At 67.2% G+C, this 11,943-nt stretch carries 11 protein-coding genes; 6 read left to right on the top strand and 5 right to left on the bottom strand.

Features of this window, described 5'->3' with window-relative positions; translation table 11 throughout:
- Positions 1 to 6: 6 nt before the first annotated feature.
- The 4 genes from CAL12_RS22360 to CAL12_RS22345 all read left to right on the top strand — a co-directional run bounded on the left by CAL12_RS22360 (position 7) and on the right by CAL12_RS22345 (position 4,304).
- Entirely contained in the window at positions 7 to 741 is a 735-nt protein-coding gene (locus CAL12_RS22360) for a VOC family protein (RefSeq protein ID WP_086066631.1), read from the top strand.
- A 121-nt stretch (positions 742 to 862) separates the two neighbouring features.
- Entirely contained in the window at positions 863 to 1,567 is a 705-nt protein-coding gene (locus CAL12_RS22355; protein ID WP_086066630.1) for a GntR family transcriptional regulator, read from the top strand.
- 120 nt (positions 1,568 to 1,687) lie between these two features.
- Positions 1,688 to 2,608, top strand: coding sequence for a tripartite tricarboxylate transporter substrate binding protein (locus CAL12_RS22350; RefSeq protein ID WP_232464961.1), 921 nt, complete (start codon positions 1,688 to 1,690; stop codon positions 2,606 to 2,608).
- 1 nt (position 2,609) lies between these two features.
- A complete protein-coding gene (locus tag CAL12_RS22345) occupies positions 2,610 to 4,304 on the top strand; it encodes a thiamine pyrophosphate-binding protein (protein ID WP_086066628.1) in 1,695 nt (564 codons plus the stop codon).
- Here the strand turns inward: CAL12_RS22345 and CAL12_RS22340 are convergent.
- Both CAL12_RS22340 and CAL12_RS22335 read right to left on the bottom strand, forming a co-directional pair.
- Complete coding sequence (locus tag CAL12_RS22340; protein ID WP_086066627.1) at positions 4,301 to 4,840, bottom strand: cysteine dioxygenase family protein; 540 nt, start codon at positions 4,838 to 4,840, stop codon at positions 4,301 to 4,303. The two genes, CAL12_RS22345 and CAL12_RS22340, sit on opposite strands and share 4 nt — an antisense overlap.
- A gap of 61 nt (positions 4,841 to 4,901) precedes the next feature.
- Positions 4,902 to 7,310 (bottom strand): molybdopterin-dependent oxidoreductase, encoded by a 2,409-nt coding sequence (locus CAL12_RS22335; protein ID WP_086066626.1) that lies wholly within the window; start codon positions 7,308 to 7,310, stop codon positions 4,902 to 4,904.
- Between the two features lie 108 nt (positions 7,311 to 7,418).
- Between CAL12_RS22335 and CAL12_RS22330 the strand changes: the two genes are divergently transcribed.
- Together CAL12_RS22330 and CAL12_RS22325 are read left to right on the top strand one after the other, a co-directional pair.
- Positions 7,419 to 7,877 carry an Lrp/AsnC family transcriptional regulator gene (locus CAL12_RS22330; RefSeq protein WP_086066625.1) on the top strand — a complete coding sequence of 153 codons (459 nt, stop codon included), beginning with the start codon at positions 7,419 to 7,421 and terminating at the stop codon, positions 7,875 to 7,877.
- Positions 7,878 to 8,042: 165 nt separating this feature from the next.
- A complete protein-coding gene (locus CAL12_RS22325; protein ID WP_086066624.1) occupies positions 8,043 to 8,690 on the top strand; it encodes a gamma-glutamylcyclotransferase in 648 nt (215 codons plus the stop codon).
- On the opposite strand, the gene pagP is transcribed toward CAL12_RS22325, so the two are convergent.
- The 3 genes from pagP to CAL12_RS22310 form a co-directional block, all read right to left on the bottom strand.
- On the bottom strand, positions 8,691 to 9,266 hold the full coding sequence (pagP, locus tag CAL12_RS22320; RefSeq protein ID WP_086066623.1) for a lipid IV(A) palmitoyltransferase PagP: 576 nt from the start codon (positions 9,264 to 9,266) through the stop codon (positions 8,691 to 8,693). It lies immediately after the preceding gene.
- A 122-nt stretch (positions 9,267 to 9,388) separates the two neighbouring features.
- Entirely contained in the window at positions 9,389 to 10,315 is a 927-nt protein-coding gene (locus CAL12_RS22315) for a DUF2950 domain-containing protein (RefSeq protein WP_232464601.1), read from the bottom strand.
- A 119-nt stretch (positions 10,316 to 10,434) separates the two neighbouring features.
- Positions 10,435 to 11,712, bottom strand: coding sequence for a DUF3300 domain-containing protein (locus tag CAL12_RS22310; RefSeq protein ID WP_086066621.1), 1,278 nt, complete (start codon positions 11,710 to 11,712; stop codon positions 10,435 to 10,437).
- Between the last annotated feature and the right edge of the window lie 231 nt (positions 11,713 to 11,943).

Raw genomic sequence — 11,943 nt, 5'->3', positions numbered from 1 at the left:
GAGGCGATGGCAACGGGCGCCGGCAGGACGGAACTCGATCACGCGGTGATCATGGTGCGGGACCGTCTGGAACAGGCGGCGCCCCATTTCGAGCGCCAGGGCTACACGCTCAGCGAGACCGAGGTCCACAACCTGGGCTCCTGGAATCGCCTGATGGTCCTGGAGCATTCCTATGTGGAATTGCTGGGATGGCCGCCGGGCAAGCCGCCGGCGCGCAAGGAAATCGCCGACTCCCCCCTGGGATTGGAAGCCCTGGTGCTGCGTACCGAGGATGCCGAGGCGACCTACGAAAGGCTGCGCGCGGCGGGTTACGCGGTGAATCCCGTGCAGGTCCTGACCCGGCCGGCGCAGGTCGGCGGCAAGACCATGGAGGCTCGCTTCCATACCGTGCGGTTCGCCGAACAGCCCATCCCCGGCATCAGGTTGTATTTCTGCCGCCACCTGACGCCCGAGTGCGTCTGGCAGCCCGCGTTGATGCAGCACGCCAATGGTGCTCGCGCGGTCGTGGAAGTCCGTGCGCGGGCGCAGGATCCGGCCGCGCTTGCCGCGCGCTTCGCCGAAGTTGCCGACAGCACCGCGCACGCCGCGGCCGGCGGCGCCTGGCTGGTGCCGCTGGGCCATGCGCGGCTGCGCATCGAGCCTGCGCCGGCAGGCCAGGGTACCGCCCTCGACAGCCTGACGCTGGTCGATCGCGATGGCCGGCAAAGCGTTCTCGACACCGATTTCGACAAACAAGCCTGAGGCCTGATCGAGGCCTGCGCTGGGCGTGCCCAGCGGCGCCCTGCGGGTAACTCCTATGGCGGCATGAAGTGTATACACCTTAGTATGCACTTTCCGTGATAGGTGCCGCAGGGAGTGGCATATGGCATTACCTCGATACGCGGACCGTACCGCCGCCGGTCTTTCCGAGCTGTACGACGCCGTCAAGACCATGGCGGTCCGTTTCGATTTCAAGCCCGGCCAGCGCATCAACGAAGTCGAGCTGGCCCGCCAGTTGAACGTCAGCCGCACGCCCCTGCGCGAAGTGCTGAACCAGTTGATGGTGGAAGGCTTCGTGACCCGGGCGGTCAATCGCGGATTCATAGGCCGCCCGCTGGACGCCAAGCAGATCCACAGCCTGTATGAATTCCGTTCCGTGCTGGAGTGCGGCATCGTGCGCGCCGCCTGCGAGCGAGCCACCGACGATCAGCTCGATGAATTGCAGGCCGCCGTCGAGGTGTCCCGCGACGTGCCGGAGGACGCCGATGCGGTGCGCCTGCTGGCGCTGGACGAGTACTTCCACATGTCGCTGGCTCGGCTGACCGGCAATGAAGAGTTCGTGCGCAGCCTGGAGAGCGTGAACGCGCGCATCCATTTCGTTCGCTGGATCGACATGCAACAGGGCCGCCGTAGCCATACCCAGGCGGAACACCTGCGTATCGTGCATGCGCTGCGCGCGCGCGACGATGCTTTGCTGCAGGAACTGGTGTCGCACCATATCGGGCGTCGCCTGGACCAGATCACCGACGTCATTCGTACTGGATTTTCGACGATCTATATGCGGGATCAGCTCGAAGACCAGGCCTGATCAACACAAGGGGAATATATGATCGAACTCAAGAAACACGCCGGGACGGCGGCGATCTCACGCCGCCGTTCGATCCTGGGGGCGGCGCTATGCGCCACGCTGAGCGGCGCGCTGGCCGCTATGCCCGCCGCGCACGCGGCCGAGGAAAAGCCGCTGATACTGGTGGTGCCGTACCCGCCTGGTGGTAGTACCGACATCCTGGCGCGCATCATGCAGCCCAAGCTTTCCGAGCGCCTGCATGGCCGTCCCGTGATCGTCGAAAACCGCGCCGGCGCGGCCAGCCAGATCGCGACAGCCTTCGTCGCGCGCGCGGCGCCGGACGGCAACACACTGCTGGTCAGCTTCGACAACCATGCGATCAACCCCGCCGCGAAGAGCAACCTGCCCTACGACACCTTCAAGGATTTCGTCGGCATCAGCCAGACGGTGCGTTTCCCGCTGGTGATCGGCGCCAACCCCCACGTGCCTGGCGATACGCTGGCGGCCTTCTTCGACGCCGCGCGCAAGAACCCACGCAAGCAATACAACTTCGCCTCGACCGGCGTCGGTTCGCTGAACCACCTTGCGCCCGAGCAGCTCAAGCGCCTGTCCGGCGTGGATCTGCTGCATGTGCCCTATGGCGGTGGCGGGCCGGCGGTACAGGCCGTGGTGGGAGGCCAGGCGGACATGACCTGGTTGAGCTATGCCGCGCTGCGCGGCCAGATCCAGGCCGGCAAGATCAAGCCGCTGGCCGTTGCGGGAGAAAAACGCCTGCCCGACCTGCCGAACGTACCGACCGTGGCCGAGTCCGGATATCCGGGCTTCGAAGCCTATTCCTGGAGCGGCATGTTCGCGCCCGCCAAGACCCCGCCCGCCACGGTGCGGGCGCTGACCGCCGACTTCCAGGCGGTGCTGGCGGACCCCGAGGTGCGGCGCAAGCTGACCGAGGCCGGGTTCGAGGTCATCGGTTCCGACGGCCCGACGCTGGACGCCTACGTGCAGCGCGAATACCAGCGCTGGGACCAGTTCATCAAGACCAACCACATCAATCTGGAAAACTGACATGGACCAACTCAATGGCGCCGAAGCCATGGTGCGCATGCTGCAGGCGTATGGCGTGGAACATATTTTCGGGCTGTGCGGCGACACCAGCCTGCCGTTCTACGACGCCCTGCATCGTCTGGATCACGGCATGCGCCATGTGCTGACGCGCGACGAGCGCAGCGCGGGCTATATGGCCGACGCCTATGCGCGGGTCAGCGGCAAGGTCGGCGTGTGCGAAGGTCCCAGCGGTGGTGGCGCCACCTATCTGCTGCCCGGTCTGGTGGAGGCCAACGAATCGTCGATTCCCGTACTGGGGATCACGTCGGACGTTGCGGTCGGCTCGCGTGGCCGCTATCCGCTGACCGAACTGGACCAGGAGGCGCTGTACCGCCCCTTGACCAAGTGGAATCGGACGATAGATCGCGCCGACCAGATTCCCGGGATGGTGCGCGCGGCATTCCGCGCCATGACGGGTGGCAAGCCGGGCGCCGCGCATCTGTGCTTTCCCTACGACGTCATGAAACAGCAGGTGGACGCCTCGGATATCTGGGCGCAGCCCGAACATGGCCGATTTCCCGCCATGCGCTACGCCCCCGACCCCGCGGACGTCGCGCGCGCCGCGGCCATCCTGGCGGATTCGCGCGCGCCGGTGGTCATCTGCGGCGGCGGGGTGGTCATTGCTGGCGCCTGCGAGGCCCTGCAAACGTTGGCAGAATCGCTGAAGGCGGCCGTGTGCGTCACCGTCAGCGGCCAGGGCAGCCTGGCGGACACGCATCCCCTGAACGCGGGCGTGGTCGGGTCCAATGGCGGCGTGCTGGCCACCCGCGATGTGGTGGCGGCGGCTGACGTGGTGCTGTTCGTCGGCTGCCGCGCCGGCTCCACCTCGACCGAGCACTGGCGCTTCCCCAGCCGCGACACGACCATCCTGCATATCGACGTCGATCCCATGGTGGTGGGCACGAACTACCGCACCGAGGTCGGCATGATCGGCGACGCACGGTTGGCGCTGGAGGCACTGAACACCGAACTGGCGCCGCGCCTGGCGCGGCGGCGCGCCGATGCCGCCGATGGCGCGGTATTGGCGGGCAGGGCGCGGGCGGCCCGGGCGGCACAGCTGGATGCGCTGGCATCGTCCACCGAACGGCCCATCCGGCCGGAGCGCGTGGTCAAGACGCTCAACCGCCTGTTGCCCGACGACGCCATCGTCTGCGCGGACCCGGGCACGCCTTGCCCGTATTTCTCCGCGTACTACGACGCGGCGCGGCCGGGCCGGCAGTTCATCACGAATCGCGCCCACGGCGCGCTGGGCTATTCCCTGTCGGCCGCCTTCGGCGCCTGGTTCGGACGGCCCCAGTCCAAATGCGTGTCGGTCATGGGCGATGGGAGCTTCGGTTTCACGGTCGGCGAACTGGAGACCGTCGTGCGGCACAAGGCGCCGCTGCTGATGATCGTGTTTTCCAATTCGGTCTATGGCTGGATCAAGGCCAGCCAGAAGGCGGGCTACGACCAGCGCTACTACAGCGTCGACTTCGACCGCACCGATCACGCGCGCATCGCGCAAGCCTATGGCATCAAGGCCTGGCGCGTGGAGGATCCGGCGCAGCTGGAAAGCGCCTTGCGCGCCGCCATGGAGCATGACGGACCGGCCCTGGTCGATGTCGTGGCCCAGCCGCTGCAGGATGCCGCGGCGCCGGTCAGCCAGTGGATGGGTTAGTGCATGGCCGAGGCGTTGACGACGTGGTTCACGCCCGTCGTCAGCGCCTGGGCGTCGACGCCGTACACGTGCAGCGATACGGCAACGGCGGCGCCCGCGTTGCCCAGGCGATGCACCTGGTCCAGCCCGGGCGCGGCGGTCACGATATCGCCGGGTCGGCGGCTGGCCTGCTCCAGGACGTGCGCGCAGCGTGCGTCTTCGTCCCAGCGGTACAGGGTTTCCGTCAGTTCGCCGCTGACGACGCGATAGGCGCACCAGGTATGGTGGCCATGCACCGGGCTGAACTGGCCGGGCGGCCACACCAGATACACCACCGTGTAGCGGCCCTGCGGGTCGGCATAGGCGACGTGCCGCGAGTAGCCGCCTTCGGGCGTCGCCAGCGCTTGCGGGCAGACGCGATCCAGCGCGCAGGCGGGATCCGCACTGGCCACGCCCTGGGCCAGCGCCCCGAGCAGGCCCTGGCCGGACAGGTGGCGGGCGGCGACGATGGCGTCGCAGAGCGGAGCGAGCCCGGCGGGCGGGGTATGGGATTGCATGGCTTATCCGGAATGTGCAGATAAATTCCATGATAAAGGTGCTGCTGAGCAAAGAATTTGCTCATTTGCCTGGTGGCGCAGAGGAAATTGGAACGTCATTGCTCCCGGCCTCCCCGCCGTCGTTGGACTTGAGCGGCACGTCATAGGCGCGCATGGGCGGCGCGGGGTCTCTCCAGGGCTCGATATCGACCAGTGCCGACAGGGCGCTGCTGCCCTGGGTCAGTTGCGATGTGCCGACATCCAGCGTCAGGGCGTTGGGGTTGCCGTGCCGCTCGAGCCTCGCCTCGCCGGCGTCCGCATCAAGTGAACTCGCCTTGCCGGCATCCGCGTCGAACCACGCGCCGGTCGACATGACCAGCACGCCCGGCATCAAGGCGTCATCCAGCACGGCGCCCGCCAGGCATGCGCCCCTGTCGTTGTGGATGCGCACCAGCGTGCCGTCGGCGATGCCGCGCGCGGCGGCATCCGCCGGATGGATGCGGACAGGCTCGCGTCCCTGGATCTTGCCCGCATTCGACAAGGGCGCGGGATCCAGCTGAGAGTGCAGGCGGCGCTCGGGCTGGCTGGTGATCAGATGCAGTGGATAGCGGCTGGCGCTGGGGGATCCCAGCCATTCGACCGGCGGCAGCCAGGCCGGATGGCCCGGGCAATCGTCGTAGCCGAAGCCGGCGATGCGTTCGGAATAGAGCTCGATCCGGCCGGAAGGCGTACGCAAGCCATGTCCGGATGGATTCTTGCGGAAGTCCTCGAACAGCACGAAGTCGCGTCGCGGCGGAGGCAAGGCCAGATGGCCGCGCCGCCAGAAGTCCTCGAAGTCCGGCGTGTCGGGCAGATCCTCCGACGCGGCCCACTGCGCGCGCATGCCCGCATACATGTGCTGCAACCAGCCCCAGGCATCGCGGCCCTGGGCGTAGGCGTCCTCGTACCCGCCCATCGCCGCCAGTTCGCGATAGATGTCGAAGTCGTCGCGGCTGAGCCCCTGCGGCGGCAGGGCGCGGTGCATGGCGAAGACATAGCCGTCGCGGGAAGACGCGCCGATGTCGTTGCGCTCCAGCGTGGTGGTGGCCGGCAGCACGATGTCGGCGCGCCGCGCGGTGGGCGTCCACCACGTTTCGTGGACGACGATGGTCTCCGGACGCTGCCAGGCGCGCTGCAGGCGGTTCAGGTCCTGGTGGTGGTGGAAGGGGTTGCCACCTGCCCAGTACACCAGCCGGATGTCGGGATAGCGGCAGTCCTGGCCATTGAAGCGATAGGCGCCGCCAGGATCCAGCAGCATGTCGGCGATGCGCGCCACCGGTATGGAACTGGCCGCCGGATTCGAACCTTCGGGCAGCTGCGGTACCGGGGCGTCGGTGCGCGGGTTGCCGGCACTATTGATGGATCCCAGCCCGAAGCTGAAGCCGCCGCCGGGCAGGCCGATCTGCCCGAGCATCGCGGCTAGCGCAATGCAGGCCCAATAAGGCTGTTCGCCACGATGGGCCCGTTGCAGGGACCACGTGCAGTTCACCAGCGAGCGGCAGCCGGCGGCGTCCAATGCAAGGCGCCTGACCGTGCCGGCCGGGATCCCGCAGATGGCCGCCGCCCATTCCGCCGTCTTGGCCTGGCCGTCGGTCTCGCCGCGCAGGTAGGCCGCGTAGCGCTCGAAGCCGTGGCAGCACCGATCCAGGAAGCCGGCGTCATGTCGGCCGGATTCCAGCAGGACGTAGGCCATGCCTATCATCAGCGCGGCGTCGGTATTGGGACGGATCGGTATCCATTCGGCCGGTATGCCGTCCGGCATGTCGCCACGCGTGGGCGAGATGACCACGATGCGCGCACCCTGGTCGACGCTGCGCCGCAGGTGGTGGGCAGTGGTGTGATCCCCCGCACCGCCGGCGATCACCTGGGCATTGCGCAGCGGCATGCCGCCAAAGGCCAGGATCAGCCGGGTGTGGGCGGCCACGCTGTTCCAATCCGTCACCTTGCCCGTCAGTGGCTGCCAGGTGCCTATCACGTGGGGCAACAGGAATTGCGCCGCGCCCCAGCTGTAGTTGCCGACCTGGTCCGTGCAGCCGCCGCCCGCGTACAGGAAGCGCCGCGTCTGGCTCATGGCATTGTGGAAGCGTCCGGCGGACGACCAGCCATAGGACCCGCCGAAAATCGCCTGCGCGCCGTGCGCGTCCCGCACGCGCGCGAGCTCCTCGTGCACGAGTTTCAGGGCGGTGTCCCAGCCGACTTCCACATAGCGGTCCGCGCCGCGCGCCTCGGCCTTCCCCGCGTCCGTCCCGCGCCGGCGCAGCCAGCCCTCGCGTACCGCGGGGCGCGCGATGCGCAGCGGCGAGTGCACCATGTCCGGCATGGCGTGGATCATCGGCGATGGCGCACGATCGCGGGCGAACGGTTCGCAGGCTACCAGCCGGCCGTCGCGCACCACGGCCGTGTAGGCGCCCCAGTGCGATAGCGAGGGATAGCGTTGCAGGGTGGATGTCATGATCCCGGTGGTTTACCACAAAGCGTCCGGGCCGCCGCCGATGGACGCCGTCCGCCGGAAAGGGCAAGATGGCCCCCGTTGCGGCGCCGGCCGCGCCGAGGAAAATCCATGGATCAGACCGATATCAAGATCCTGAGCCTGTTGCAGAAAGACGCCGCCAGTTCGGTCGCGGAAATCGCGGAGCAGGTCAATTTGTCGGTGACTCCGTGCTGGCGCCGCATCCAGAAGCTGAAGGACGACGGCGTGATCGCCCGTCATGCCATGCTGCTGGACCCCAATGCGCTGGGCCTGAAGCTCACGGTCTTCGTGACCATCAAGACCAGCCAGCACAGCGCCAAGTGGACCCGGCGGCTGATCGACGCCGTGCAGGCGCTGCCCAATGTCGTCGAGTTCCACCGCATGGCGGGCGACATCGACTACCTGCTGAAGGTCATGGTCGAGGACATGGCGGCCTACGACCGCTTCTATCGCCGGCTGATCGACGCCGTGGACCTGCTGGACGTCAGCGCCAGCTTTTCCATGGAAGTCATCAAGAGCACCACGGAGTTGCCGTTGGACGGTCTGTAATGCGAAATTTCTCGGATTGATGGAAAGGTTTTTCGTTGCCGGCAAACAACGGGAACGCAATTTTCATTTCATCCGGTTCCAATGCAGTCATGTTGCAACGTTTTTTCCCTGCCGCGGGCGTACGATATTTTTGTTCCAATTCGTAGCCGATAGAGATAGAGCAGCATGTCCGCGGTGCCCTCCGGCGAACCCGCCGCGCCATTTTCCGGCGCCCTGTTAGAACGCATCGAAACCGGCCGTACGGGTGCCGAGGCCGCGCTGCCGGACGGATTTCCCGGTAGCTGGGATGGCAAGGCGGATCTTTGGGTATTCGCCTACGGCTCCCTGATCTGGCGCCCCGGCTTTCCCTGGCAGGAGCGGCGCCTGGCCAGTATCCACGGCTACCATCGCTCGCTTTGCCTGTGGTCGCGCCATCATCGGGGCTCGGACCAGGCGCCGGGGCTGGTGTTCGGGCTGAATCGCGGCGGCTGCTGCCGCGGGGTCGTGTTCCGCATCGGCGCGGCCGATGTGCCCGCCGCGTTCGCCGGCTTGTGGGAGCGCGAGATGATAGGCGGGGCCTATACGCCACGTTGGCTGGTCTGCCATAGCGAGCAGGGGCCGGTGGCGGGACTGGCGTTTCTTCTGAACAGGGCGTGCGCCGATTATGCCGGCGACGTGGCCGAAGAGCGGCGGCTGGACGTTATCCGCACCGCCGTGGGCCGATCCGGGGCTTGCCTGGATTACGTGCTGGAAACCGAACGGGCGCTGCGCGACCACGGCATCAGCGATTGCCGCCTGGGGGCGCTGGTGCGGCGGCTGGTGTCGGCGTTCTGATCAGAACGTCCATTTGCCGAACATGAACAGTACGTTGCCGTTGCCCTTGCCGCCGGGAATGTAGGTGGCGTAGAAGGTCGCCTTGTCATAGCCCACGGACGCCAGGGGCAATATCCCGGGAAAAGGGATGTAGTGGAAGATGTCTTCGCGCGCGGTCAGGAACGCGGTGTAGCCGATGCCGAAGCGCCAGTTTTCGCCGACGCGGCCGATCTTCTGGTAGCCGTAGCCCGCGATGGGTTCGACGTGCCCATGTGAGTCCAGGAAGGCCATGCCATACAGGCCTTGCCAGTCGCCGTCTTCGTCATAGATGCCCTTGCCCCAGCCGCCGCCCCAGCTTTCCTCGCGAAAGCTTTTGATCTTGTCGGCGGAATACGCGGCCCGGTTGTGCCAGGCATAGCCGGTGATGTACAGCTCGTCGTTGCCCTGGTTCCAGATCTGGTCCAGGCGATTGCACGCGCCTTGGGCCCAGTCGGGTACGTTGTCACAGGCTTGCGCGGTCAAGGGCAGGGCGGTGGCGGCTGCCAGCAGGGCGACGGCGGCGCCGCGCCGGGCGGCGAGCGAGATGGAGCGAATCATTGCTAGCGAACGGGGTGGACGATCGCTATATGACACGCCCGCGACATTTAAGTGCCCGGCGACGCGCGGGCCCGCCCGCGCGTCGCCGTTGACGCAGCGTTAAGTCCCGTGTCAAGTGGCCGTCAAGGTGATCGGTCCAGTGATCCAGCCGCCCAGGGCCGGCTATCCTGTTCGGGAACCTTGCTCCAGCCCGGACCCGGGTCGAACTGTCGTATGGCGTTCGCGAGCGAAGCGCTGTCGGCACCCAGGTCCCGCTGATAGAGTTGGCCGGCGTGGCTGACGATGAAGGTTTCGATTCCCGTATCGCCGTACCGTACCGGCCAGGCAATCACGGCAAACCCGCCGAAGAGCTTGCCGCGCACGACGTAGTCGTATGCGCCGCCCGGGGCATGCGCGCTCTGGGACTTGAGCAGCTTGAAGTGATATCCGTGAAAGCCACCTTCCGCGGCGTTGCTGGAAGCGGCTGCGGCGAATGCCGGCCCGAGGGGGCTTTCGGGTTCTCCGGGCAAGGTCGGCCAGTACAAACCGTCATGCTTGCCGGGGGAGCTGACCAGCTTCGACGCATAGACCAGAAGCGATCCGCCGTCATGCGTGGTCTGGGCATATTCGCGTTGGGCGTCGTAGACGGCGAGCATGGCCTGTATGACAGCGAGTTCGTTGCGACCGACACGGCGCAAGCGCATTTCTTCCGTTCCGGCGCGCGTGTCGAAGCGCCAGCCGCCATCGTGTCGAACGAGAGGAATGGGGAAGGTCCAGCCGCCCTTGCCCACGGCAATGAGTGCGTGATCGGCGTCGGTCATTTCGATGGTGTGGGATCGGCCCCATTCCATGATGAACGCCTCGCGGTCACGCGTATCGGTGACGGGGATGAGCGCGCGGAAATCGTTGCCGAAGATCCTGCGCAGGGCGCTCTCGTCGCGCTTGGCAATGGCGGTGCCGAATTCGTTCATTGCGGCGGTGGGAGAGGGGAATGCTTCCTGCCCATGTGCCGTGGCGATCGCCATCGCGGCCGTCATGGCCACCGCGGCCATCGCAGTCTTCGTCGTCATGGCGGCCGCCATGACCCTGCCAGGCAGGGGCGGGCCCCGGCGTCGCGTCCCATCGCGGGCGGGCTCAACCATGATGTTCTCCCTGTCTTCATCCAGGCTGCGCGGCGTCCTTTTCCGGCCTAGCGCCGGCCCCCGCCGCCGCGCGAGCCTCCACCGCGCACGCCACCGGCGGACGAGCGGCCGGCCGCCGATCCTTGAAAACTGGCCCGGCCGCGGTCGTGGCTGCGCTGTGCCGCGGCGCCCCCCGCGCCCACGCCGGAAAACGCGCTGTCGCGCTGTCCGCCAACGGGGCTGGAGCTGCTCTTGCGGGCGCCGTCCACGTTGCTACGCCGGGCCGAGCTCCCCGGTCCGGGGCCGGCGGGGCGATCCGCGGCCGCCGCCCGCGTACCGCCGGCGGTCCTGTTCGTGGCTGCCGCGCCGTCCGCGCGTCGCTCGCGGCTTGCGCCCGCTTCAGTCTCGCGACCACGGTATTGCGATCTTTGATCGGCCCCCGGGACCTGACCCGCCATTTTCTGCCGCGTCGCATTGTCGCGGTACGCCACGCCCTGGCGATGGCCGGGGTCATGCTGCCATCGCCCGCTTTGTCCCTGCACCTTGCCGCGGTCCACATTGCGGTCGATGTTCGTCACCTTGTTGTAATCGATGTCGACGTCGCCGCCGCCCCAGTCGCAGTCGCTGAAGATGGCCGCGGTGGCGGCGACCCCGACACCGAACGCCAGGCCGCTCATGAGCGCCGTGCCGGGATAATAAGCAGGCGGCGGCGCCCAATACGCAGGCGGATAGGCCGGCGAACTCCACGCCCCGTATACCAACGTCGGGTTATACGCCGGTACGTAGACGACAGCCGGGTCGGCGGATTCGATACGCACCACCGTGTCCGTGGCGCCGGCGGAAACCGGCTGCGCCGACACCTTCTGCTGCGCATTGGACTGCAGATTCCCAGCGTCCCGCGCCTGTTTGCGCAGGCGCTGGACTGCGGCGAAGACGTCCTGCTGCTGGGCCAGGAACGCGTCGCCCAGCCGTTGAGTCCAGTCCAGCTTGTCGTTCATCGGGCCAAGGATTTGCGGGAAGGCGACGAGCGACTTCACGCTCACGTCCCATGGCTGGTTCTCCACCGCCTTGACCGCCGCGTCGCCTTTGAGCTTGGGGTTTTGCTTGACCCAACGCGCCGCGTGCACCACCTCCAGGGGATAGGTCGACGCCATCAGCACCTGGGCCAGCAGCGCATCCGGGTAAAGCGCGATGGGTGCGACCAGCGCTTCGATTTCCTCCGGCTGGAAGGGGGGAGGCTGCGGCGGGTCATCGGCGGCCAGCAGCGGCGTGGCAAGCACCAAGAAAAGGAACAGCACGGAAAGATGGACGACGCTTGCCCGCATGGCTTGGAGTATGGCTTTCATTCATGCGCCCGCGCGATCTCGTGGACTGGCCGAAAGTCCGGCCGGCACGACGCGAATGATTCGGCAAAAAGCGCCGCCGCGCCATTGAACCAAAGTCCAATAGGCCGCCGGCCCGAGGGGGGCTAGGATCGATCGGGACAGTGCTGCTCCAGCCGCGCGAGGTATCGAGTGGGAGTTTCACATGGCCATTTCACGGGCAAGGGGCGGGCGCATCGGCACCCGGAGCGAGTG

Source organism: Bordetella genomosp. 8 (assembly GCF_002119685.1).
Lineage (GTDB): Bacteria > Pseudomonadota > Gammaproteobacteria > Burkholderiales > Burkholderiaceae_B > Bordetella_C.
This window is presented reverse-complemented; position numbering and strand designations above follow the sequence as displayed.

Bases quoted from the DNA above. Each gene is read 5' to 3' on its own strand.
- CAL12_RS22335 (WP_086066626.1), bottom strand. From the start codon at position 7,310: ATGACATCCACCCTGCAACGCTATCCCTCGCTATCGCACTGGGGCGCC.
- CAL12_RS22325 (WP_086066624.1), top strand. From the start codon at position 8,043: ATGTCCGCGGTGCCCTCCGGCGAACCCGCCGCGCCATTTTCCGGCGCC.
- CAL12_RS22355 (WP_086066630.1), top strand. From the start codon at position 863: ATGGCATTACCTCGATACGCGGACCGTACCGCCGCCGGTCTTTCCGAG.
- CAL12_RS22350 (WP_232464961.1), top strand. From the start codon at position 1,688: ATGCCCGCCGCGCACGCGGCCGAGGAAAAGCCGCTGATACTGGTGGTG.
- CAL12_RS22310 (WP_086066621.1), bottom strand. From the start codon at position 11,712: ATGAAAGCCATACTCCAAGCCATGCGGGCAAGCGTCGTCCATCTTTCC.
- pagP (WP_086066623.1), bottom strand. From the start codon at position 9,266: ATGATTCGCTCCATCTCGCTCGCCGCCCGGCGCGGCGCCGCCGTCGCC.
- CAL12_RS22345 (WP_086066628.1), top strand. From the start codon at position 2,610: ATGGACCAACTCAATGGCGCCGAAGCCATGGTGCGCATGCTGCAGGCG.
- CAL12_RS22330 (WP_086066625.1), top strand. From the start codon at position 7,419: ATGGATCAGACCGATATCAAGATCCTGAGCCTGTTGCAGAAAGACGCC.
- CAL12_RS22315 (WP_232464601.1), bottom strand. From the start codon at position 10,315: ATGACGACGAAGACTGCGATGGCCGCGGTGGCCATGACGGCCGCGATG.
- CAL12_RS22360 (WP_086066631.1), top strand. From the start codon at position 7: ATGGCAACGGGCGCCGGCAGGACGGAACTCGATCACGCGGTGATCATG.
- CAL12_RS22340 (WP_086066627.1), bottom strand. From the start codon at position 4,840: ATGCAATCCCATACCCCGCCCGCCGGGCTCGCTCCGCTCTGCGACGCC.